Below are 23,613 nucleotides of genomic sequence, written 5' to 3'. Positions count from 1 at the left end.
GCCTTTTCACAACTTAAACTAGTAACCAAATAAGTGGAATAATGCTATAATAGCTCTAACATGCTAAGAGAGGAGTTCTAACATGCTTAATTTTCTGCTAATCATCTTTGCTTACCTCTTGGGGTCTATCCCCTTTGGATTACTAGTAGGTAAGTATTTTTTTCACACGGATATCAGACAAATCGGGTCAGGTAATATTGGCACCACCAACGCCTTTCGTGGTTTAGGTAAGAAAGGTGGGGTTATTGTTTTTCTCTGTGATATGGCAAAAGGCTTTCTACCTGTATTACTAGCGGCTAATTTAACTGGTGTGACTTGGCATCCCTTAATTTTTGGTTTTTTTGCTGTTTTAGGCCATGCCTATCCTATCTATCTGAAATTTAAAGGAGGCAAGGCCATCGCCACTAGCTTAGGCTTGATTACCGCCTATAATCCTTTGTTTGCTTTGCTGGCTATCATATGTTTTGCTATTGTTTTATATTTTTTCCGTATGGTAAGCTTGTCAGCAATTGTGGCTGTCTTTTTCGTAATTATCCTAAGCATCATTCAAGGAGACTGGATGTTGACTGGGATGACTTGCCTCATTTGGTTAATTGTCTTAATCCGTCACCAAGAAAATATTCGTCGTATTCAAAGTGGGACAGAGAGCAAGGTGCCCTTTGGCTTTGGAAAAAAATAATCTTAACCAAATACAAGCTACTTGATTTTAAGCTAAAGAATTACCGCACATAAAAAGCCTGGACACCAGTGATGTGACCAACAAAAGTTAGAATTTACATTCTAATTTCTACGAGTCATACACAGTCTCAGGCTTTTTCTTATGCCTTAGATTAGCTCTAAAAGTCCTTGTGCAATTCTTCTTGGAGAAGTTTTAAGTTGCGGTCATTGTTGACATCAATATGGGTCCCCTTCATTCCTAGGGACCGCGACTGAATTACGCCGGCTGATTCTAATTTACGCAAGGCATTAACGATGACTGACCGAGTAATACCAACCTCTTCGGCAATTTTAGAAGCTGTGATACGGAAGGTAGCTTCTTTTTGGTCAGCGAAGATTGTCCGCATCGCCATTAATTCAGAATAAGATAATGACTTCACAGCTAATTCCATCAAATGTTTGCGTCGGTTATTTTCAGCTTGGCGATCACGATTTAAATAATCCATTTCTAAGGCTAATAATGAAGCGATATATTCGGCTAAAATTAAGTCAGAAGTTTCAAAGCTAGCGTCTGGCCGAGCCAAAATCAAGTAACCGACTTTAATATTAGCAGCAAAAATAGGAATAATCGCTGTTTTACCCTCAGGAAATTCCTTGCGATTTTCAGTGGCAATAATGGTCTTATCATCGGTCACAGATATATTGTCTAGGGTTTTATTAACCCCCAACAAGCCCTCCATATAGGCCCCATCTAATTGCCGGTCAGCCATCATTTGGTTGGTTCGGTCACTATTAATCAGATCATAAACAGATAAAAAACCTAAAAGCTCCCCAGAATCACTCACCAAATACGTATTGGCATTGAGAATTTCTCCCAAGACCTTAATCAAAAGTTGGAAGGGAAACTCATCAATCGTATCATTGACGACGATATCTTCTCTTTTAACAATCTCTTTGATTTGTCGAATTTTAGCTAAAATATCATTTTCCATAATTTGACTCCTTACTTTTATCACGATGGGCCCGCGGGTGAAACTTTAAATAATTTTGGCGTAAATTTTCTTTGGAAATGTGGGTATAGATTTGCGTTGAGGACAAGGATGAATGCCCCAATAATTCCTGTACAGTACGGATATCTGCTCCATGATTCAATAAATGGCTAGCAAAAGAATGCCGTAGTTTATGGGGGTGGATAGCTAAATGACTAGCTGATTTTTTGACAATTTGGTCTAAAATATAGCTAATTCCAGCGCTGGTAAGTGGCTGACCACGGTGGTTAACAAAGACCTTATCATGGTCAGCTTGACTCTTAGCTATTAAGTTGTCACGCCCTTGACTCAGATAATCCTTGAGGGCTGTGCGACAAAAACGCCCAAAAGGCACATAGCGGTCCTTATTACCCTTCCCATGGAGCAAAACGATATCCGTATCGAAATCAATTTGATCTAAAGTTAAATCACGACACTCACTTACCCTAGCTCCTGTCGCATATAAAAACTCTAACAAGGCCCGATCACGCAAGGCCATTGGATCATTACCTGTAATCGCCGCAAACAAAGCCTCCATCTCTTCTTCATAAAAAAAATCCGGTAATTTTAGGCCTTGCTTGGCTGATGAGACATAGTGAAACGGATTCTCCTTGACCAGTTTGAGCTTAACAAAGACTTGGTAGGCGGTTCTCAGTGCCGACAAGTGGCGAGCCACTGATTGGCGACTCATGCCTTGCCTTTGCAATTGACCTAGATAAATGCGGATGTCTCGATAAGTCAACTCTTGATAATTTGAAATTCCCGCTTCTTGCATAAAGTCTTGAAATTGAGCGAAATCATTCAGATAGGCCTTAATGGTATCAGGACTGTAATGCTTCTCATCTGCTAAAAATGACTCAAAATAATCATAATAGCTATCGTGCGCCATAAAAAAGCCCCCTCTAACTTGCTATTTTAATTTACCACAATTAGAGGAGGCTGACAACGAATTTGTCAGAATTTTATGATTATTTAAGACAATTCAGCTACTATAAGCAAATAGCACTATTGTTGACTGGCTTTGGTTTCATCTTCCTTGTAATCACAATTGGAACAAATAACTTGCTTACTACCACGTTTCTTCTTCTCAACTAGATAGTGATCGCATTTAGGACACTGACGACCCACTGGTTTATTCCAGTCCACAAAGTCACAATCAGGATAACGGCTGCAACCATAGAAAATACGATTTTTCTTCGATTTCCGTTCTACGACTTGACCCTTGTGGCAAGTTGGGCATTCTACGCCAATTTCTTTGACGATTGCTTCGGTATGACGACAATCAGGAAAATTAGAACAGGCATAAAACTTACCATAGCGTCCTAACTTAATCACCATATCATGACCACAATCGGGACATTTAAAGCCTGCAGGTTCGTCTTTGATGACGATTTTTTCCATCTTCTCTTCGGCATTATCTAATTCTTTGGAGAAAGGTTTGTAGAAGGAGTCAATCACCTCAACCCATTCCTTTTTGTCAGTTTCAATAGCATCTAGTTCTGCCTCTAGATCAGCGGTAAACTGAGTGTCTACAATTTCGGGGAAGAAATCACTAATTAAGTCATTGACGATTTCTCCTAATTCGGTAGGCTCAAAACGTTTAGCTTCTAACTTAACATAATAGCGTTTTATCAAAGTTTCGATGGTTGGTGAATAGGTTGACGGACGGCCCACACCCTTTTCTTCCAAAGTCTTAATAAGTGAGGCTTCGGTATAGCGAGCTGGTGGTTGGGTGAAATGTTGATTAGGTTCAATTTCCTTGCTCTTGACCATTTCACCTTCAACTAAGTCAGGCAAGAAGTTGTCCTTGTTATTCGCTTCGGTATAAACCTTTTGGTAACCTGGAAACTTAATTTTAGACCCATTGGCACGAAAAGTGGCTTGGTTTTGAACTAGGTCACAAGCTACAGTATCATAGATAGCTGGTGCCATCTGACTAGCCATAAAACGTGACCAAATCAATGAGTAGAGTTTGAATTGGTCCTTGTTTAAGTAAGCTTCTACTTCACTAGGTGTCCGTTCTACATTGGAAGGACGGATAGCTTCGTGGGCATCTTGGCTACCAGCAGCTTGTTTGCCTTTGCTGCCTTTCCCCAAATATTGGTCGCCATACTCACTCTTAATGAAGGACTTGGCCTGGTTTTGCGCTGATTCTGAAATACGGGTAGAGTCCGTCCGCATGTAAGTAATCAAACCTTCTGCTGGCCCTTTACCTAATTTAATTCCTTCATAGAGTTGTTGGGCAATCATCATGGTTTTACGGCTACGAAAATTAATCTTTTTAGCCGCTTCTTGTTGCATAGATGAGGTTGTAAAGGGTTTACTTGGAAAACGACGCCGTTCTTTTTCCTTGATATTTTGTACTTGGAATTCATTAGTAGTGATCTCTTGCATAAATTCTTTGACATCATCTTCATTTTTTAAGTCAAGTTTTTGGCCCTTATATTTAGAGGCATCCGCCTTAAAGGTCTTGCGCCCCTTCATAAAAACCCCGTCTACTGACCAATATTCTTCTGGCTTAAAGGCGCGAATTTCCTTTTCCCGAGCAATAATCATATGCAAGGCGACTGACTGTACCCGACCTGCAGATAAGCCTTTTTTAACCTTTTTCCACAACATTGGTGACAAGTTATAACCCACTAAGCGGTCTAAGACACGACGTGCTTGTTGGGCATCCACTAAGTCTGTATTCACTGGACGTGGGTTTTTGATAGCCGCTTTTACAGCATCCTTGGTAATTTCGTTATAGGTCACCCGGATATTATCAGTAGGATCCAAGCCCAGTAAATGAGCCAAATGCCAAGCAATGGCTTCTCCTTCACGGTCCGGGTCAGATGCGATATAGACTTTTTCTGCTTTTTTTGCATAGCGCTTCAATTCTTTGATAAGGGGGCCCTTACCACGGATAGAAATATAATCTGGCTGGTAGTCATTATCAATGTCAATACCCATCCGACTCTTGGGAAGATCACGCAAATGTCCCTTAGAGGCCACGACCTTGTAATTTCTACCGAGATATTTTTCAATGGTTTTGGCTTTCGTCGGTGACTCTACGATAACTAAATATTTAAATGCCAACGATAAGCTCCTTTCTACTATTTGTCTTTAGGTCAAATCGCTATACATAATATTCTAAGGGAGCTTATTTGTCAAATTTTAATGGCCAAAAAATGCCAAACCTTCTATATATAATCCTCCAAAATATCGCTAGGCTGACAGACTAATTTAGCGCCTGCTTGAATTAATTCCAAGTTCCCCAAGCACTCTTGGGCAAACAATGATGCTGGACTAGCGTAAACATTCCGATTTTCTTGCAAGGCATAATTAGCTGTAATCAAAGAGCCTGACCGTTTGGCTGCCTGGACAACTAAACAGCCCTGACTCAAGCCAGCAATCACACGATTTCGGTAAGGAAAGTGCCATTTACGTACATCCGCTAGATTGGGCAAGGGACTCACTAAAAGTTGATGCTTGCCCATATAGGCTTGTAAATCGCCGTTGTGACGAGGATAAACATTGGTCAGCCCTGTACCAATAACACCAATAGTTTGTCCATGGGCATGGATAGTAGACAAGTGTGCTTGGCTATCGGCACCAGCTGCCATGCCCGAAACTATGATTAATTTTTGGGCCAGAGCCGGGACTAATTTATGGATGAGATTCTTACCATAAGTTGATAACTGGCGGCTCCCCACCACAGACAAGGCAGGCTGATCTAACAAAGTAAGCTTGCCTTGGCTAAAGAGGACCAATGGCGGTTGGTAAATTTCACTTAAATATAAGGGATAACGGGGATCATTAATGGTTATCGGCACAATTTGATGTTCCTCATATAAGTCGAGAAAAAATTCCCAAGGATACTTACGGGTAAAATTGACCCACTTGTTTCCTTGCTTAGTCAAAATATGCTGGAGACGCGTCCTAAAAACAGCATCATCTTCAACGGAAAAACACCAAACCGTGTCCTCATAAGTTAAACCCCCGTATTCACTTAGATAGATTAATATTTGGTCACGATCAGCTTCTTCTGTTTTAGTCAACATAAAAAGTCAACTCCTTTCCTTCTATTAATAAATACGAAAAAGAATTGACTTTTAACTATAAATATTTCTTAACTGGAGCAAAAGTACGGCGGTGAATAGGCGTTGGTCCCCCTTTTTCTAAGGCCGCTAGGTGGTCTTTAGTGCCATAACCAGCATTACGACCAAATCCATAGCCAGGAAATTGGTCGTCATATTGGCGCATAAGTGCATCCCGCTTCTCCTTGGCATAAATGGATGCTGCCGCAATGGCATAAACTGTTGCATCACCTTTAATAGGATGGCTTTGTGGAATAGATACTTGGTCTAAAGCAACCGCATCCACTAGCAGGTAGTCAGGTTGAGGAGTCAATTTATCAATGGCTAGGGCCATGGCTTGTTTGGAGGCTTGAAGAATATTTACCTGGTCAATGACCTGGGCTGATTGACCAGCAACCGCATAGGCTATCGCATATTTTTCAATATCAGCCACTAGAGCCATACGTTTTTGATGAGAAAGTTGCTTAGAATCATTGAAGTAAACGGCCGGCATATCTTCAGGTAAAATAACAGCCCCAGCCACCACTGGGCCAGCTAAGGGACCACGACCTACCTCATCAACACCGGCAATAAATTGGTAACCTGCTTGGCGTAATTGTCGTTCTCTAGCCTTAAGCTGATCAATGGCTTGCAAAATGGCCGCTTCTTTTTCACAACGCTTATGATAAGCTGCTAAGGCACTAGCTACCCCTTTACGGTCATCCTGGGCCAAAGCTTTGACATAAGTTGGGTCAATAAGAGACAAATCTTGTTTTAAATAAGCTTTAATGTCAGCAATTGTTGCAGGTTTTTTGTTAATCATCAGCATTACCCTCTAGATCATAGTAGTCTTCAATTCGGTCCAGGCTAAGAGGACCCAAATGGCCATTCTTAAGGTCGCGAAGCAGGCGTTCACTAGCCCGTTCATAGTCTTCCAACAAGCCCATTTTCTGCGTTAAAGTCATTAACAATTCTGGATATGGGGGATGAAAATCTTGAGGGTTAATCGGGTACTTATTACTTAAATAGTCAGGATAATAATCCAATAGAAAGGCCAAAGCATAAAGTGCAGCATCGTCCTTATAAAAATGGGTATCCTTAATGGCACCAGTTAAGGCAAGATGCATGGCCACATCCTTATCCTCAAACTTAGGCCATAAAATTCCTGGGGTATCCAACAATTCAAAGTCTTTGTCAATGCGAATCCATTGCTGGCCCTTGGTAACCCCTGGTTTATTGCCAACATTAGCTTTTTTCTGCTTGGTAAATTGATTGATAAATGTCGATTTCCCTACATTGGGTATACCAATAATCATTAATCGAATTGCTTTGGCTTTAAGTCCTTTTTGTAACCACTTATCACGAAGTGACTGCGTATGGTCATAGAGGGACTTTTTAAACTGTTTCATGGCCTTGGGATTTTTACTATTCAAGGTCATTACACTTGTCGTATCGTTAGTTAAGGCGTTTTGCCAAGCCTTGGTTTGCCGTGAATCAGCTAAGTCAGACTTATTCAAGACAATGATGTGAGCCTTATTCTGAATAATTTTTTCAAGCATAGGATTTTTGCTAGATTCAGGGATGCGGGCATCACGTAATTCAATTACAACATCAACAGCTTTTAAATTTTCTTGAACTTCTTTCTTGGCCTTGGCCATATGTCCGGGATACCATTGGATTGTTGCCATTATCATCTTCCTTTCATTAGTTATTGGCGAGATGGGCATAGTGTTTATAGAGGCTAGAGTAGATACCTGAATTTTTGCTTTTCCAAGGTTTAATGCGGCCACAGAAATGCAGAAAAACGGTATGGGCCATAACCCAATCTAAATCCCACTCCCCCTTGCTCTTGGCAGCATAATAGAGCTGGTAACGGGTATCATAATTATAAATTTCATCAGGAATATTAATCACATTATGGCCATAAAGCGCCGTTAAAATATCTTGGTCAGGTAAGAATAAACGATTACCCATATCATTAATATAAGCCATAATTTCTTGGTGGGACACCAAGTCACGCAAAACCTTGAGATTCATCAATAAAACGCCTGAATTATAGTAAGAAGCGGAGTCATAATTCCCCAATCGCCAACGATTCACCGCTGTGGTCAACTCTGAATCATCGGTGTGACTTGCTGCTGCATATGGGGCCTGTCCCATATCAATGGTATAGAGAGCCTTAACCTCATTAATGCATAAAATATCCGCATCCAGATATAAGATCCGATCTAAGTCTTCAGGTAAGTAATCTTGAGCCAACAAACGATAGTAAATGGTTTCCGGATAACGATCTGTAATGGGAACATTTTGAAAACTATCGGAATCCACGACAATAGGATGATAAGTGGCACCAATTTTTTGACAAAACTGCTTGATTTCTACATTTCTTGCTAAAACAGGGTTCTGCATAATAAAGACCTTAATATCTTTTACAGAAGTATTAGCAATCAAAGAGTATAGAGTCACCTTAAATTGGTCGACATAATTATCGTTGATACAAAACAAAAGATTCATCAGCAACTAGCCTCCTTATTGTCTGCTAGGCTTACAGTGGTTTTTACAGAAAATAAGGGCTTCTTGTCCAAGCAAGAAAGCCCCTATCATTTAATCACTAGCTATTACTTACGACTAGGTCTAACAATCACCACTTAATTTTCCGACTGAATACGACCAAATTTAGAGAATGGCCATATCCGTAAATTGGTTGTCCCATCAATCGTTTCTTCATCAATGAAACCAAAGTAACGGCCATCTTTTGATACGGGACGGTTATCGCCTAAGACAAAATATTCACCTTCTGGTACGGTATGTTCACCGGTAATTTCGTCTAAAGTAAAGTCAGGTGTCACCTTTTGACCAGGATTAGCCGCTTCTAAAGCATTCAAGTACTCCTCTTCAACCGCCTGTCCGTTGACATAGAGTTGATTATCTCGGTACTCAATTTCATCACCAGGCACTCCGATTACCCGTTTAACATATTGAGCATTGGACCCATCTGGCGCTGGAAATACCACAATATCGAAGCGGTCAATATCGCCTTGAACATTAAGGATATAGCGTTCGCCATCTTGCATGGTCGGGTACATAGAATCGCCATCCACCTCAATTTGGTAAAAGAAATAGGTTTTAGTGACCCAAAAAATTCCTAAGGCTATCACAATAGAGATAACAATGGAAAGTATTTCAGAAAAAAATCGTTTCATCTTTTCGCCCTTCTTGCCGATTTATCGTTCTTGTCATGACAGTTTTCTCTTATTATAGCATATTAACTGGCTCCATTTCATTCTTCAAGGATATCTACTGCCCTTTCTAAAGGCTTATCGTTGGCTTGTATTTTCTCTTGAATCGCTTGAATCATCCAGTTTGCAGTATCTGAATTAATTTCACCTGTCACTTCAAGTCCTGCATCGTTTTGTAGGTTTTCTACTGCTTGGCTAGTAGTTTGGTCATAAAGCTCATTGACTTGGTCATCGCTTAAATAACCTAGAGCGGCCAAAATAGCCTTTATGTTTTCGATTTCCTTAGACTCTTGACCAAGTTGATAACGCTGACTGGTATCAATCAAAGTAAGTTGCGCATAATCAGGTAATTTCACTTCTTCATCGGGTTGGACACCTTTTTCATTGATCCAATTCCCATTAGGTGTCAACCATTTTGCCACCGTTAACTTGAGTTCTGCACTCTCATCCATGGGAATCACCGTCTGTACAGTTCCTTTTCCAAAGCTTGGACTACCTACAATTGGTGCACCAACTGATTCTTGTAAGGCAGCTGCTAAAATTTCTGAGGCGGAAGCAGATCCTTGATCAATAAGAACAGCTACCGGCTCATCCACCTTAAAGTCACCATAGTCTTCATTAGAGGCTAGCATTTTTTGTGCCTGGCCTGATTTTTCTTGAATTTGCAGGATAGTATCTCCATCATCTAGAAACATATTCGCAATTTGTAAAACAGAGGGTAGGAGTCCACCAGGATTGGAACGCACATCAAGCACAAAGCGCTTTGCTCCTTCTTGGCGTAATGTTTTCACCGCTTCGACCACTTCATCATAAGTTGGGCTAGAGAAATTAGTAATTTGAATACGCCCAACATCAGTACCCGCAATCATTTCACTATGGACCGTTTGGATAGGGATTTCACCTCGAGTGACAGTGACTTCCTGGCTTTGGCCTTGGCGCTCAAGCGTTAAAACGACATCAGTACCTGCTTCGCCACGAATCAAAGCGACTGCTTCTTGGGCAGTCTTACCTTCTAATGACTGGCCGTCTACTGCTAAAATCACATCATTGGCTTGAATGCCTGCCTTTTCAGCTGGTGAATCTTTGATTGGTGAGACAACTTGGATTTTGCCATCTTTTTGCATGATTTCGGCTCCAATACCATCGAAAGACCCCTCAATGGTTGACTCTAACTGACTAGCTTCTTCTCCTTGAAGAAATTGGGAATATGGGTCATCAATTGCTTGAGTCATGCCATTGATGGCACCCTTAACTAAGGCATCCTGGTCTACCTCTTCAATATAAGACGACTGGATGGTTTGGTAGGTTTGTTGGATACGGCGAATGTCTTGCCCTGACATGACACTATTTTGGTTGATTAAGCCATCCCAAGGCATGGCACCTGTATAATAAAAACGACTAGCAAAAAAAACTAGGGCCGCTAAACACAGTAAACTCAGCAGATAAACACCAATAAAAAGGCAGCCTTGACCAAATGATTTCTTCTGGTCATGTGTGTTCGTTTTTGATTCAGCCACTTGCTTTTCTTGGCCACCTATATTTTGATCAATATCCGGCTGCTGGCTTTCTTTTTCTGTGTTCTCTGACATAATATCAGCCTTCTCTCTCATTCTCTTGTTCTTTCTAATAGCGATATTTTTCCCACATGGCGTCAAAACTGGCGACATAGTCACTGTAACGACTATTTAACTCAATATAATCACTTATTTCTTGAAAGTCTTGTGAATATTTTGGGAAGTCGCTGTCCTTAAAAATTAGTTCTGCTAGGGTCGCTTCAGGGTCTTGTCCGATTTTAGCAGAATTGCGTAAGGTCTGGGAAAAATGATAAAAGGATTGGTTCACTTTCTCACTCCTGATTTTTTTCAATCTGTTGGATGATCAATTCAACGGGTATTGCCATATCGAGTTCAATATGGTCCTGTTCTAAGTCGATACTTTGTGCCCTAATAGCTAAGCCCACTTGGTCTGAAACCTGATCTAAACGCACAAGCAAAGCTTCATTGTCAGCATCTGTTTCTAATGGCACATCATCTGATAGGGCCAAATCAAATAGAGCCAAGGACACCTGGATAGGAAGATCAATTCCTGCCACATCAATTCTTTGGACTTGAAGGCGAATATTCCCTTGGTCATCAACTTCCGGTTGCCCCACCATTTCATAGTCTACTGACTGGCCATAGAGATTAAATTGACCAGAAAAATAAACAGCGTCGGTCACTTGCAATTGGTAAGGCACTTGGTCGCCTCCAATTGCCGCTTCTAATAAGGCATTAAAAGATTGCGTTGACACAGCCGTTTGTGCTGCTATATTTTCCTGACCAACAGGAGATGTTGCTTGCGGAGCGCCACCTGCTTCATAGAAAAAAGTTAAATAGGCAAACAGCCAAATAATAGGCAACAATACCACAGCAAGTAAGACCAAGCAAGCCCACCGCCAAAACACAGAAACTTGTTTCATCTAAATTCCTCCCTTACGACGGTAAAAATGAAAACGAAAAGGGTAAGGATTCTTAGCGTCTGTCTCCCCTTCAATTTCCTGGTATTTTTCAAAATCAGATAGATCAGGATTAAAATAAGTATCTCCAGAAAATTCCGCATCAATTTCCGTGATGCGCAGTTCATCTAGATAGGGCCAAAAAAGTTGATAAACTTGGCTCCCTCCCATAATAATGACGTCCTCTTTTTCCCCACGCTCAATAATAGCCTGAATGGAGTCAGTCAATATGACTTGGCTTTGATCGTAGTCTGAGTCAAAAGGAGATTTTTGTCGGGTTAAAATAATATTTTCACGCTTAGGTAAGGGACGGTAGCCAAAACCTTGATAAGTCTTTCGCCCCATAACCACAGGCTTACCTAGGCTTTGTTGCTTAAAAAAAGCCAAATCCTTAGGTAAGTGCCAAGGCATGGTCATATCTTTTCCGATTAGCCCGTCCTTAGCATGGGCCCAAATGGCAATTAACATAATCATTCCTCCTATACTGCTACAGGTGCCTTAATAGCTGCTTGTGGATGGTAATTTTTAATCTTGATATCGGCCATATCTAATTCAAACAGGGACTTGCCTTCTCCTGTAATGACTAATTCTGGCAAGTCACCAGGTTGACGACTTAATTGCTCTTTGACCTGATCAAAATGATTATTGTAAATATGAAGGTCACCAAAAGTATGGACAAAATCCCCTAGGTCTAAGCCAACTTCGCGCGCCAGTAAATGGGTCAATAAGGCATATGAAGCAATATTGAAGGGAACCCCAAGAAAAGCGTCGCCAGAACGCTGGTAGAGTTGACAGGAAAGTTTATTATCTTGGACATAAAATTGGGCCATAGTATGGCATGGTGGTAGAGCCATATGAGGCACATCTTCAGGATTCCAGGCCGATAAGATAATCCGCCGAGAATCCGGCGTGTTTTTTAATTGGTCAATTATATTTGCAATTTGGTCAATAGTCTGACCTTGACGTCCTTGCCATTGTCGCCATTGTTTTCCATAAACATTGCCTAAGTCACCATATTCTTGGGCAAAATCATCATCATTTAAGATCGCTTGGCAGAATTTTTCCTTTTCAGCTAGGTAGACAGCTTTAAATTCAGGGTCACTCTCGGCACGTAAACCAAAATCAGTCATATCTGGCCCTTGGTAATTTGACGAATTCACCCATTTTTCAAAGGCCCACTCATCCCAAATATGGTTATTGTGCTCCAATAAAAAGCGGATATTAGAATCCCCTCGTAAAAACCACAACAATTCCGACTTAATAAGGGAAAAAGGGACTTTCTTAGTGGTTAATAAGGGAAAGCCTTCTTGTAAGTCAAAACGCATTTGATAACCAAAAATTGATCGTGTTCCCACTCCCGTACGGTCAGATTTGTCAGCCCCTTCAGTGAGTATTGTGTTCAGTAAATCAAGATATTGTTGTGTCATAGTTGCCTCCTAGACTCTTAAATCTGATAAATATTCCCAGTACTCCATTTTCTCTAGCAAAGATACTTCTTTGCTTTCTTTTTCTTTTTGCAAATCGTTTAATTTTCCTAAATCTGAACCATTAGCCACCATTTCCTCTTCAATATTACTAATTTCTGTTTCTAATTTAGCAATATCGTCTTCAATCGTCTCCCAATCTTTCTTTTCTTGATAGGTCATCCGCCGTTTTTGATTGTTAGCTTTTGATTCTTGTTTAGAATCTTCAGGAGGAGTGACGGAATGACTTTCTTTTTGATTGTTTTTAGTGACGGAGCTACTATGAGCTTTCTCTGCTTTTTTCACCTGTTCTTGATAGTTACTATAATTGCCATAAAAACTTGTGACAGATTGGTCATGTCCATGGGCAATTAATAGTTTATCCACTACTTTATCCAAGAAATAACGGTCGTGGCTAACAGTTAAAACAGTGCCCGGGAAAGTTTCCAAATAATCCTCCAAAACGGTCAAGGTATCAATATCCAAATCATTGGTTGGTTCATCTAAGAAGAGAACATTCGGTCCTTCCATCAACAATTTAAGTAAGTAGAGTCGTTTTTTCTCTCCACCTGAAAGCGAGCCAATCTTCATGCCATGGCTAGGACGAGGGAAGAGAAATTTTTCTAACATTTGGGGTGCTGACGCCTTGCGACCATCATTATAAACATATTCATCAGCTACTTCTTGGATGTAGGTGATTAAACGTTTATCATCTGGAAGATCAGCCGGTAATTGTCTAAAATAAGCAATTTTTACCGTTTCTCCAATAGATACATAGCCTGCTAGGGGGGATTGTAAACCAGCAATGGTATTCAATAAACTCGTTTTCCCTACCCCATTATCTCCAATAATTCCGATACGATCACGATTTTGTACCAGGAGATTAATATTAGACAACAAGACTTTATCTGGATAGCCCACAGTGACGTCTTCAAGTAGGATAACCTTTTTACCTAAGCGCTCTTGATCAAAGTCCAAATCGACATCAGCTTGATTGACTTGGGGTTTAGTAACATCTGCCTTCAAATCTTCAAAACGATTAATCCGTGCTTGTTGTTTGGTCGTTCTAGCCTTCGCTCCCTTGCGCATCCACGCGAGCTCACTTTTATAAAGTTTCTTTTGTTTGGCTTGGCTGGCAGCAGCGATTTCTTCTTCATGAGCACGTTTTTCTAAATAGGCTTGATAATTTCCTTCGTATTCTTTTAACTCCCCTTGCTTAAGGGCAAAAATACGGTCAGAAATATGGTCAAGAAAGTAACGGTCATGAGTCACCACTAAAACGGAATGCTTGTAATTACGGATATAATTTTGTAACCATTCTACCATCTCAAAATCAAGGTGGTTGGTGGGCTCATCCATTAGAAGCAAGTCAGGCTCATCGATTAAGGCCTTGGCTAAATTAACTCGCTTCCGTTGTCCCCCACTAAGTTGAGCAACCTTTTGATAAAGATTGGTAATCCCTAGACGATTTAAAATACTTTGGATTTTAGTGTCTAAGTTCCATCCATCTGCTTGATTCATTTCTTGTTCCCACTTCTGGAAATTTTTAATCGCAGTAGGATTTTCCGGATCCATTTGTAAGGCTAAAGTGGCTTGCTCATATTTACCAACTAAAGCCACCAAGGGGCTATCTGACTCATATAAGGCTTCAAAAATGCTTTGATCAGCATCAAGATTCGCTTCTTGGGGCACATAGGCAATGGAAAAATCTTTAGCATGTTCTACCTGCCCTTGGTCAAAACTATCTTTACTAGCCATCACACGCAATAAGGTTGATTTACCAGAACCATTATTGCCAATTAAACCAATATGGTCGCCTTCACGAATAAGAAAAGACACGTCTTTAATGAGGTCTTTCATTCCAAAACTTTTATATGCATGTTCTATTTTATAATCTCTCATAATTAGCCCTCTCTATCTACAGTCCCCATTATTTTAGCATATACTTACCCATTTAAAAAGAAGCTAGGACTTTTGTCCCAGCTCCTTTATTTCGGTTTAAATTGCCTATTTGAGTAAATGTGATTCCCTTAGTGAAAATCTTTGTAGAGTTGACTGGCTTGTATACCGGAGTTATTGGCATACTTACCAGATTGATAAAGTTCATAGTCACCATCAATCGTATGATAATAGATCTGGCAAATCTCCACACCAGGATAGATGCGAATAGGCTGAATACAATGAATTTCTAGCGTCCAATAGCCCTTAAAGCCCACATCTCCAAATCCTGCTGTTACATGGATGTATAGGCCCAATCGTCCCACTGAGGACCGACCCTCTAACATAGGAACATAAGTATCCGTCGCCGTATATTCCTGGGTCCGACCAAGGTACAGTTTGCCTGGTTCCAAGACCAGACCTTCTTCAGGAATAGTAATTCGTTGTGTATCTGCCTTCGTTTTCATATCTAATTCATGATCAGTGTAGACCAACAGTTCATTGGCCAAAGTAAGATTATAAGAATTAGGATTAACTTGATCGGGATTAAAAGGGGTAATTTCAATCCCCTTACCTTGTAATTGGGCAATCTTCTTGCCAGATAATATCATGGTCTGATCCTCACTTTATCTTTCTATCAATGCGACTTAGATGCCTTTCGCATTGTCCTTCGTGATTTCTGCCACACCACCCATATAAGGCACAAGGGCTTCAGGGATGGTCACAGAACCATCTTCGTTTTGATAGTTTTCTAAAATGGCAGCTACTGTCCGTCCAACGGCTAAACCAGAGCCGTTTAAGGTATGAACTAATTCTGGTTTGCCATCTGCGTTACGGTAGCGAATTTTTGCGCGGCGTGCTTGGAAGTCTTCTGTGTTTGAACAAGAAGAAATTTCACGATAAGTATCTTGGGCTGGAATCCAAACCTCAACATCATATGTTTTAGCAGCTGAGAAGCCCATATCTCCTGTACATAGAGTAATCACACGGTATGGCAAGTTCAATTCTTGCAAAATGTTTTCAGCGTTAGCCGTCATCTTTTCTAATTCATCATAAGAATTTTCAGGATTAGCAAATTTCACCATTTCAACTTTGTGGAATTGATGAAGACGAATTAAACCACGAGTATCACGTCCAGCTGAACCAGCTTCAGAACGGAAACATGGAGAGAAAGCAGTAAAGTAAATAGGTAGGTTCTCACCAGGGATAATTTCGTCAGCATAATAGTTAGTTAATGGGACCTCAGCAGTAGGAATTAAGGTGAAGTCACGTTCTTCATCGTCCATCTTGAAGACATCTTCCTTGAATTTAGGGTATTGACCAGTACCATACATGGTTTTGTCATTAACCAGGTAAGGTGTCAACATTTCTTGGTAGCCTTCTTTTTGGTGTTGGTCCAACATAAAGTTAAACACTGCACGTTCCAAACGAGCACCTAGGCCTACATAGTACAGGAAGCGTGAACCAGAAACCTTAGCTCCACGTTCAAAATCAAGAATCCCTAAATCTTCACCAATTTCATAGTGGGCCTTAGGAGTGAAGCCTTTATCTTCTGCTTGTCCCCAGCGACGAACTTCAACGTTTTCATCTTCGTCTTCTCCAACCGGAACAGACTCATGAGCGATATTTGGAATGCGTGCCATGATGTAGTGAATTTTGTCATCTAATTCCTTAATATCGTTATCAATTTGAGAAATTTCTTCCCCAACAGTTTTCATTTCGGCCACTTTGTCATCAGCGTCTTCTTTATTACGTTTTAATTCAGCAATTTCTTTAGACACTGTGTTTCGTTGGTTTTTTAATTTTTCAGCTTTAGCAATTTTGTCACGTCGTTCTTGGTCATAAGCTAGCACATCATCTAATTCTTGTTTATCAACCCCACGAACCTCTAATTGTTTAACCACTTGATCAAAATCATTACGAATTCTCTTAATATCTAACATAAGACATCCTCCTTATAAAATAAAAAAACTATGTCAGCCTTCCATTTTCATGGAAGGGACGACATAGTTTCTAATTAGCAAATTAATCCGCGGTACCACCCTAATTTAAATCATAAAAGATTTACACTCATTCATAACGGCGAATACCGGAACAACTTAATTATCCCAACTAGTATCAGATAAATATTCGTTGTCAGCTCCTTGTGTGGATTCATTAATTTCTGTGCTTATTTCCACCAACCATAAGCTCTCTAAAAAAAGTCCTTAACTACTATTCACAAGTACGCTATTGAAGTATTAACTTAATTGTAACCCTTTTTTTTGAATTTGTCAAACCTAATTCTCTTTTTATTTAAGATTTATATGTAAAATAAATTGACACAGCAAACGTTTTCAGATTTAATTAAGACAAGACTTAGAGAAAGAGTGATAACGATGACAAAACGACAAATTGGTAATGCAGACTTGTATGCTAGTCCCCTCATCTTAGGCATTATGCGGATGGCTGATAAATCAACCAAGGAAGCGGCAGTAGCCTTAGAAACAGCTTTTGACCATGGTATCTACCATATCGATTCCGCTGATATTTATGGCAAAGGAGAAGCCGACAGCCGCTTTGGCCAAGCCTTAAAGGCTTCTTCGCTCAACCGAGATGACCTTATCATCCAAAACAAAGCTGGTATCGTCATCAAAGAAGCTGGTGGTCCCCGTTATGACTTCAGCAAAGCCCATTTAATTAGCGCCGTAGACCAATCTTTAGAAAAGATGGGAATCGATTACTTGGATAACTTCTTACTCCATCGTCCAGATCCACTGATGCAAGTTGAAGAAGTAGCTGAAGCCTTTTATTATTTAAAACATAGTGGGAAAGTACGTCATTTTGGAGTATCAAACTTTAATCCTAGTCAAATTGAGTTCTTGCAGTCCGCTTTGTTAGATAAATTACAAACCAACCAACTCCAATTTGGATTAATGCATGCAGATATGATTAGTCAAGGGGTCAATACAAACATGTCTTACGATGAAGGGGCCAGTGAAAATGGCAACGCAGGCTTGATTGAGTATTGCCGGTTTAAACAAATAACTATCCAAGCCTGGTCGCCTTTCCAATTTGGCATGATTCAAGGATCTTTTATTGATCATCCTGATTTTCCTGAATTAAATGCCAAGCTAGCTGAACTAGCGGACCGGCACCAAGTCGGAAAAAATGCTATCGCTGCAGCTTGGATTTTGAAACATCCTGCTAACATGCAGGTTATTATTGGTACCATGACACCTGACCATATTAAAGATTCCGCCCAAGCCGCCCATATTAAGCTCAGCAATCAAGAATGGTATGACCTCTACCTAGCAGCCGGTCACCCACTGCCTTAATTGTTTAAGGAGTTTATTTGACGACCGCTTGAATTGGTGCAAATCTAATTTTATTTGGGGCCTTCTTTTAATCACTTGCCCCATTATGATTTGATTTGACCTAACTCTCCAGTATCGAATTCATTACAGACACCATTCGCTCTAAAAAAAGCAGCTGAGACGCCCTATGTCTCAGCTGCTTTTTGCTTAAGAGTCATCATCCATATCTAAGATAGCCATAAAGGCTTCTTGTGGGACTTCAACGGATCCAATGGCTTTCATCCGTTTTTTCCCTTCTTTTTGCTTGTTCAATAGTTTTTGCCGCCGCGTCACGTCCCCACCATAGAGTTTGGCAGTAACGTCTTTACGTAGGGCTTTGATATTAGACCGTGAAATGATTTTTTGACCGATGGCTGCTTGAATAGGAACCTCGAATTGTTGGCGAGGAATAACTTCTTTAAGCTTTTGTACTAGATTTTTCCCTCGATTATAAGCAAAGTCGCGGTGAACGATAATTGATAGGGCATCCACAACTTCATTATTTAAGAGAATATCTAATTTAACTAAATTACTTGGTCGGTAGCCAATAATTTCATAGTCCAGTGAGGCATAGCCCTTTGTTGATGACTTCAATTGATCAAAGAAATCAAAAACAATCTCAGACAAAGGAATTTCATAGATGACGTTAACACGAATATCATCTAAGTATTCCATTGTGACAAAGTTTCCACGTTTCTTTTGTGATAATTCCATCACTGGGCCGACGAATTCTTGGGGAACCATAATTTCAGCTTTTACATAAGGCTCTTCAATACGTTCCACTAAGGTATTCTCAGGCATCTCTGATGGGTTAGACACTTCTACCCACTCTTCGTCGGTTTTAAGAACATGATAAATAACCGATGGCGTTGTAGCAATTAAATCAAGATTAAATTCGCGTTCTAAACGTTCTTGAATGACATCCATATGCAAGAGTCCCAAGAAACCACAACGGTAACCAAAGCCTAGTGCTTGCGAGGTCTCAGCTTCAAATTCTAAACTGGCATCGTTTAATTGTAATTTTTCCAAGGCTTCACGCAAATCGCCGTAATCTGAAGAATCCACAGGATAAAGCCCACAATAAACCATTGGATTCATCTGCCGGTATTGTTCCAAGGGTTCCTCAGCTGGATTATCAGCTAAAGTAATGGTATCTCCTACCCGGGTGTCTTGGATATTTTTGATAGAAGCAGTGATATAACCGACATCTCCTGCCATCAAATAATCTCTTGGAATTGGTTTAGGTGACATAATTCCTAATTCAGTGACTTCATAGGTCTTGCCATTTGACATGATTTGAATGGTATCACCTTGACGGATAACACCGTTTTGGACCCGAACACTGAGGACAACCCCACGGTAAGCATCGTAGAGAGAATCAAAAATCAATGCCTGAACAGGTCCCTCTAAATCACCTTGCGGCGCAGGAACCTTGCTCACTATTTGCTCTAACAATTCGTCAATCCCAATATTAGCCTTAGCTGAAGCTAAGACGGCTTCTGAGGCATCGATACCAATAACATCTTCTATTTCTGTCCGTACTTTTTCAGGGTCAGCAGCTGGTAGGTCAATTTTATTGATTACCGGTAAAATTTCCAAATCATTTTCAATAGCTAAATAAACATTAGCCAAAGTTTGGGCTTCAATACCTTGAGCAGCATCAACAATCAAAACCGCCCCTTCACAAGCAGCCAAGGAACGAGAAACTTCATAAGAAAAGTCCACGTGACCTGGCGTATCAATGAGATGGAAAATATAGTCTTCCCCATCCTTGTCCTCATATTCAAGTTCGATGGCATTTAATTTAATAGTAATGCCTCGCTCCTGTTCCAAATCCATAGAATCAAGCAATTGATCATGCATTTCGCGTTCAGAAACGGTGCCGGTATTTTGAAGAATCCGGTCAGCTAAGGTCGACTTCCCATGATCGATATGCGCCACAATCGAAAAATTGCGAATTCTTTCTTGGCGTTTTTTCATTTCATCTAAGTTCATTTACTCAAACTCCCTCTTCATTTTGCATCCCTTATTATAGCAAAGCCAAGGCCCAATAACAATTAATGATAGCAATCCCCTAAAGGATATACAAAGAGGATGGGACAAAACTCCCATCCTCTTGGTAATATAAGAACATTTATCTTTTGGTTGAGTTCCAAAAGTCAAAACAGACTGCCTTTCCAAAAATATCTCACATGTCCCTTTGTCATCTTTCGGTTTTGGTCCAAGGCCTCTGTTCTTAACGACTTTTGTCACAATCTCCTCATAGATACTAATCTTTAAAGGCTTTGCGTAATTTATCAAAGAAGTTTTGTTCTTCTTCAGTGACATTATCACCGGTTGCGTCAGCAAAGTCTCTTAAGGCTTGCCGTTGTCCGTCATTCATCTTCTTAGGTGTCATTACCTTAACAGTGACGCGTTGGTCCCCATTTGATGAGCCATTGAGGCGAGGGGCACCCTTACCACGGAGGCGGAAACTTTCGCCTGTTTGCGTTCCGGCTGGAATTTTCATACTTACCTTACCGTGAACGGTTGGAACTTCCACTTCATCTCCTAAAGCGGCCTGCGCAAAGTTAATTGGCAAGGTAAAGTAAATTTCTGCGCCTTTACGATCAAAAATATCGGATTTTTTCACTCTGAAGACGACATAAAGGTCACCAGCAGGCCCCTTGTTCTTACCAGCATTTCCTTGTTCAGAAAGACGGATAGATTGTCCTTCTTCAACACCTGCAGGGACTTTAACCTTGACACGATGGTCAACGACTTCACGGCCCTTACCATGACAATGTTCACATTCATGTTCAATTTCCTGACCACTACCATGACAATTTGGGCAAGTCGTTTGCGTTGTCATCCGACCTAATGGGGTGTTACGGGTTTGGTTGACTACCCCACGACCCCCACATTGAGAACAGGTTTTAGGTGAAGTTCCTGGTTTAGCACCAGATCCATGACAATAATGACAATCTTGTTCACGTTTATAAGAAATGGTTTCTTCGGTCCCAAAAATAGCCTCTTCAAAGCTTAGGTCCATGGTGTATTGCAAGTCATCGCCTTGACGAGGTGCATTCGGATCACGGCGTTGTTGACCACCGAAACCACCAAAGCCACCAGAACCGCCACCAAAGAAGGTATCGAAAATATCTTCGAAACCACCGGAATATTGTTGGTAACCACCTTGGCTGCCACCGAAACCACCAAAGCCACCACCTGGGCCACCAGTTGTTCCGAATTGATCATATTGTTTACGTTTGTTTTCATCACCTAGAATTTCATAGGCATCCGATACTTCTTTAAACTTTGTTTCGGCTTCAGGACTATCATTCAAGTCTGGGTGATATTTTTTTGATAATTTGCGGTAAGCTTTTTTGATTTCTGCTTGGCTGGCATCTTTGCTGACACCAAGCACATCATATGGATTTTTATCTGCCATAACAAGCTCCTTTCCATAGAAATCCTAGTCATTCTATCATAAGAAAGAATCTGAGACAAAAGCAACTTTCATCTCAGATTCAACTTGGGATTCATCTATAAGTCCCAATCTATTGGTAATCAGTCAATGATTAGTCTTTGTTATCGTCGTCGACTTCTTCAAAATCGGCATCAACAACCCCATCATCATCGGAATCTGATTCTTGGTCAGCTTGGGCTTCTTGTGCTTGTTGCGCTTGTTCGTAAAGTTTTACAGTTAACGCTTGAACAACTTCACTAAGTTCTTCTTTCTTAGCTTTCATTGCGTCAAAATCATTATCTTCTTGCGCTTGTTTTAATTCATCTTTCAAGTTATTAGCCTTATCAAGTTCTGCTTGGTCAACTTTACCATCAAGTTCGTCAGTTGTTTTTTCTACTTGGAAGATTAATTGTTCGACTTCGTTTTTAAGGTCTGCTTCTTCTTTACGTTTCTTATCTTCTTCAGCGTTAGCTTCAGCATCCTTCATCATACGATCGATTTCATCATCAGATAATCCAGAGTTAGATTGGATAGTAATGGCTTGTTCCTTACCAGTTCCTAAGTCCTTGGCTTTAACATTAACGATACCGTTTTTGTCAATATCGAAAGTTACTTCGATTTGAGGGACACCACGAGGCGCAGCTGGAATATCAGTTAATTGGAAACGGCCAAGAGTTTTGTTGTCGGCAGCCATAGACCGTTCACCTTGTAGGACATGGATGTCAACAGCTGGTTGGTTATCAGCAGCAGTTGAGAAGACTTGAGATTTAGATGTTGGAATAGTCGTATTCCGTTCAATCAATGGTGTGGATACACCACCCATAGTTTCAATACCTAAAGTCAATGGTGTAACGTCTAAAAGAACAACGTCTTTAACATCACCAGAGATAACACCACCTTGGATAGCAGCGCCCATAGCAACTACTTCGTCTGGGTTTACAGAACGGTTAGGTTCTTTGCCAGTTTCACGTTTCACTAATTCAACCACAGCTGGAATCCGAGTAGAACCACCAACTAAGATTACTTGATCAATGTCAGATTTAGAAAGGTCTGCATCGGCTAAAGCTTGTTGAACTGGTTTCTTAGTGCGTTGGATAAGGTCATCAGTTAATTCTTCAAATTTGGCCCGGCTTAGAGTTGTTTCTAAGTGCAATGGACCATCTTCACCGGCAGTAATAAATGGTAAGCTGATTTGAGTTGAAGTGACACCTGATAAGTCTTTTTTAGCTTTTTCAGCGGCATCTTTCAACCGTTGCATAGCCATTTTGTCTTTAGACAAGTCGATGCTATTTTCTTTCTTGAATTCGGATACTAGGTAATCAACGATCTTGTTATCGAAGTCATCCCCACCAAGTTCATTATCACCAGCAGTAGAGAGCACATCAAAGACACCGTCACCTAGTTCAAGGATAGACACGTCAAATGTTCCACCACCAAGGTCAAAAACAAGTACATTTTCTTCAGAATCAGTTTTATCAAGACCATAAGCAAGTGCAGCTGCAGTTGGTTCGTTGACAATCCGGTCAACTTCTAATCCAGCAATTTTACCTGCGTCTTTAGTGGCTTGACGTTGAGCATCATTGAAGTAAGCAGGTACTGTAATGACCGCATTTGTGACATCTTCACCAAGGTAATCTTCGGCATAAGATTTTAAGTATTGAAGAATCATAGCAGAGACTTCTTGTGGAGTATAGGACTTACCATCAGCTTCTACTTTGTAGTTGTCTTCACCAATATGGCGTTTAATTGAAGCAATTGTATTTGGGTTAGTTACCATTGAACGTTTAGCGACTTCACCGACTTGACGTTCACCATTTTTGAAGGAAACAACAGATGGCGTGGTGCGGTTACCTTCTGGGTTTGGGATAATTTTTGCTTCTCCACCTTCTAAGACAGAAACAGCAGAGTTTGTTGTACCTAAGTCAATACCAATAATTTTTGCCATAGTTTATT

General features: G+C 40.5%; 21 protein-coding genes and 1 other annotated feature. Of the genes, 2 read left to right on the top strand and 19 right to left on the bottom strand.

Features of this window, described 5'->3' with window-relative positions:
• The first annotated feature begins 82 nt into the window (after positions 1–82).
• A complete protein-coding gene (gene plsY, locus OW157_RS00725) occupies positions 83–679 on the top strand; it encodes a glycerol-3-phosphate 1-O-acyltransferase PlsY (protein ID WP_268751416.1) in 597 nt (198 codons plus the stop codon).
• 157 nt (positions 680–836) lie between these two features.
• Here the strand turns inward: plsY and OW157_RS00720 are convergent, their stop codons facing one another.
• The 16 genes from OW157_RS00720 to serS all read right to left on the bottom strand — a co-directional run bounded on the left by OW157_RS00720 (position 837) and on the right by serS (position 16,820).
• On the bottom strand, positions 837–1,649 hold the full coding sequence (locus OW157_RS00720) for an HTH domain-containing protein (RefSeq protein ID WP_268751415.1): 813 nt from the start codon (positions 1,647–1,649) through the stop codon (positions 837–839).
• Positions 1,639–2,574: a tyrosine recombinase XerC gene (gene xerC / locus OW157_RS00715; protein WP_268751414.1), complete on the bottom strand. Its 936-nt coding sequence runs from the start codon at positions 2,572–2,574 to the stop codon at positions 1,639–1,641. Before xerC ends, OW157_RS00720 begins: the two co-directional genes overlap by 11 nt.
• Positions 2,575–2,690: 116 nt before the next feature.
• Positions 2,691–4,763 carry a type I DNA topoisomerase gene (gene topA / locus OW157_RS00710; RefSeq protein ID WP_268751413.1) on the bottom strand — a complete coding sequence of 691 codons (2,073 nt, stop codon included), beginning with the start codon at positions 4,761–4,763 and terminating at the stop codon, positions 2,691–2,693.
• Between the two features lie 104 nt (positions 4,764–4,867).
• Positions 4,868–5,728 carry a DNA-processing protein DprA gene (dprA, locus tag OW157_RS00705; RefSeq protein WP_268751412.1) on the bottom strand — a complete coding sequence of 287 codons (861 nt, stop codon included), beginning with the start codon at positions 5,726–5,728 and terminating at the stop codon, positions 4,868–4,870.
• A 55-nt stretch (positions 5,729–5,783) separates the two neighbouring features.
• On the bottom strand, positions 5,784–6,566 hold the full coding sequence (locus OW157_RS00700; protein ID WP_268751411.1) for a ribonuclease HII: 783 nt from the start codon (positions 6,564–6,566) through the stop codon (positions 5,784–5,786).
• Positions 6,559–7,431, bottom strand: coding sequence for a ribosome biogenesis GTPase YlqF (gene ylqF, locus OW157_RS00695; protein ID WP_268751410.1), 873 nt, complete (start codon positions 7,429–7,431; stop codon positions 6,559–6,561). Before ylqF ends, OW157_RS00700 begins: the two co-directional genes overlap by 8 nt.
• A 16-nt stretch (positions 7,432–7,447) precedes the next feature.
• The gene (locus OW157_RS00690; protein ID WP_268751409.1) at positions 7,448–8,257 is read right to left on the bottom strand and encodes a glycosyltransferase family 8 protein; all 810 of its coding nucleotides are present in this window, start codon (positions 8,255–8,257) and stop codon (positions 7,448–7,450) included.
• A 134-nt stretch (positions 8,258–8,391) separates the two neighbouring features.
• Entirely contained in the window at positions 8,392–8,946 is a 555-nt protein-coding gene (gene lepB / locus OW157_RS00685; RefSeq protein ID WP_268751408.1) for a signal peptidase I, read from the bottom strand.
• Positions 8,947–9,023: 77 nt separating this feature from the next.
• Positions 9,024–10,571 (bottom strand): S41 family peptidase, encoded by a 1,548-nt coding sequence (locus OW157_RS00680; RefSeq protein WP_268751406.1) that lies wholly within the window; start codon positions 10,569–10,571, stop codon positions 9,024–9,026.
• Positions 10,572–10,605: 34 nt separating this feature from the next.
• The gene (locus OW157_RS00675; RefSeq protein WP_268751405.1) at positions 10,606–10,824 is read right to left on the bottom strand and encodes a YozE family protein; all 219 of its coding nucleotides are present in this window, start codon (positions 10,822–10,824) and stop codon (positions 10,606–10,608) included.
• Positions 10,825–10,828: 4 nt separating this feature from the next.
• On the bottom strand, positions 10,829–11,440 hold the full coding sequence (locus OW157_RS00670) for a DUF2140 family protein (protein ID WP_268751404.1): 612 nt from the start codon (positions 11,438–11,440) through the stop codon (positions 10,829–10,831).
• Complete coding sequence (locus OW157_RS00665; RefSeq protein ID WP_268751403.1) at positions 11,441–11,944, bottom strand: dihydrofolate reductase; 504 nt, start codon at positions 11,942–11,944, stop codon at positions 11,441–11,443. It abuts the gene before it with no gap.
• A gap of 11 nt (positions 11,945–11,955) precedes the next feature.
• Positions 11,956–12,903, bottom strand: a complete 948-nt coding sequence (locus tag OW157_RS00660; protein ID WP_268751402.1) for a thymidylate synthase — start codon at positions 12,901–12,903, stop codon at positions 11,956–11,958.
• Positions 12,904–12,912: 9 nt separating this feature from the next.
• Positions 12,913–14,841 (bottom strand): ABC-F family ATP-binding cassette domain-containing protein, encoded by a 1,929-nt coding sequence (locus tag OW157_RS00655; protein WP_268751401.1) that lies wholly within the window; start codon positions 14,839–14,841, stop codon positions 12,913–12,915.
• Between the two features lie 128 nt (positions 14,842–14,969).
• Entirely contained in the window at positions 14,970–15,488 is a 519-nt protein-coding gene (gene dcd, locus OW157_RS00650) for a dCTP deaminase (protein ID WP_268751400.1), read from the bottom strand.
• A 36-nt stretch (positions 15,489–15,524) separates the two neighbouring features.
• On the bottom strand, positions 15,525–16,820 hold the full coding sequence (serS, locus tag OW157_RS00645; RefSeq protein ID WP_268752762.1) for a serine--tRNA ligase: 1,296 nt from the start codon (positions 16,818–16,820) through the stop codon (positions 15,525–15,527).
• 51 nt (positions 16,821–16,871) lie between these two features.
• Positions 16,872–17,113 (bottom strand) — a binding site (T-box leader).
• A 142-nt stretch (positions 17,114–17,255) separates the two neighbouring features.
• Here serS and OW157_RS00640 point away from each other — a divergent pair.
• Positions 17,256–18,194: an aldo/keto reductase gene (locus OW157_RS00640; protein ID WP_268751398.1), complete on the top strand. Its 939-nt coding sequence runs from the start codon at positions 17,256–17,258 to the stop codon at positions 18,192–18,194.
• A gap of 186 nt (positions 18,195–18,380) precedes the next feature.
• On the opposite strand, the gene lepA is transcribed toward OW157_RS00640, so the two are convergent.
• The 3 genes from lepA to dnaK form a co-directional block, all read right to left on the bottom strand.
• The gene (lepA, locus tag OW157_RS00635) at positions 18,381–20,207 is read right to left on the bottom strand and encodes a translation elongation factor 4 (RefSeq protein WP_268751397.1); all 1,827 of its coding nucleotides are present in this window, start codon (positions 20,205–20,207) and stop codon (positions 18,381–18,383) included.
• A gap of 274 nt (positions 20,208–20,481) precedes the next feature.
• On the bottom strand, positions 20,482–21,642 hold the full coding sequence (gene dnaJ, locus OW157_RS00630; RefSeq protein WP_268751396.1) for a molecular chaperone DnaJ: 1,161 nt from the start codon (positions 21,640–21,642) through the stop codon (positions 20,482–20,484).
• 130 nt (positions 21,643–21,772) lie between these two features.
• Positions 21,773–23,605, bottom strand: a complete 1,833-nt coding sequence (gene dnaK / locus OW157_RS00625) for a molecular chaperone DnaK (RefSeq protein ID WP_268751395.1) — start codon at positions 23,603–23,605, stop codon at positions 21,773–21,775.
• Positions 23,606–23,613 lie beyond the last annotated feature (8 nt).

Origin of the sequence: Aerococcus kribbianus, from assembly GCF_026805545.1 — a bacterium.
Classification (GTDB): Bacteria; Bacillota; Bacilli; order Lactobacillales; family Aerococcaceae; genus Aerococcus; species Aerococcus kribbianus.
Note: the sequence above shows the minus strand (reverse complement) of the source record. Positions and strands in the feature narration are given on the sequence as shown.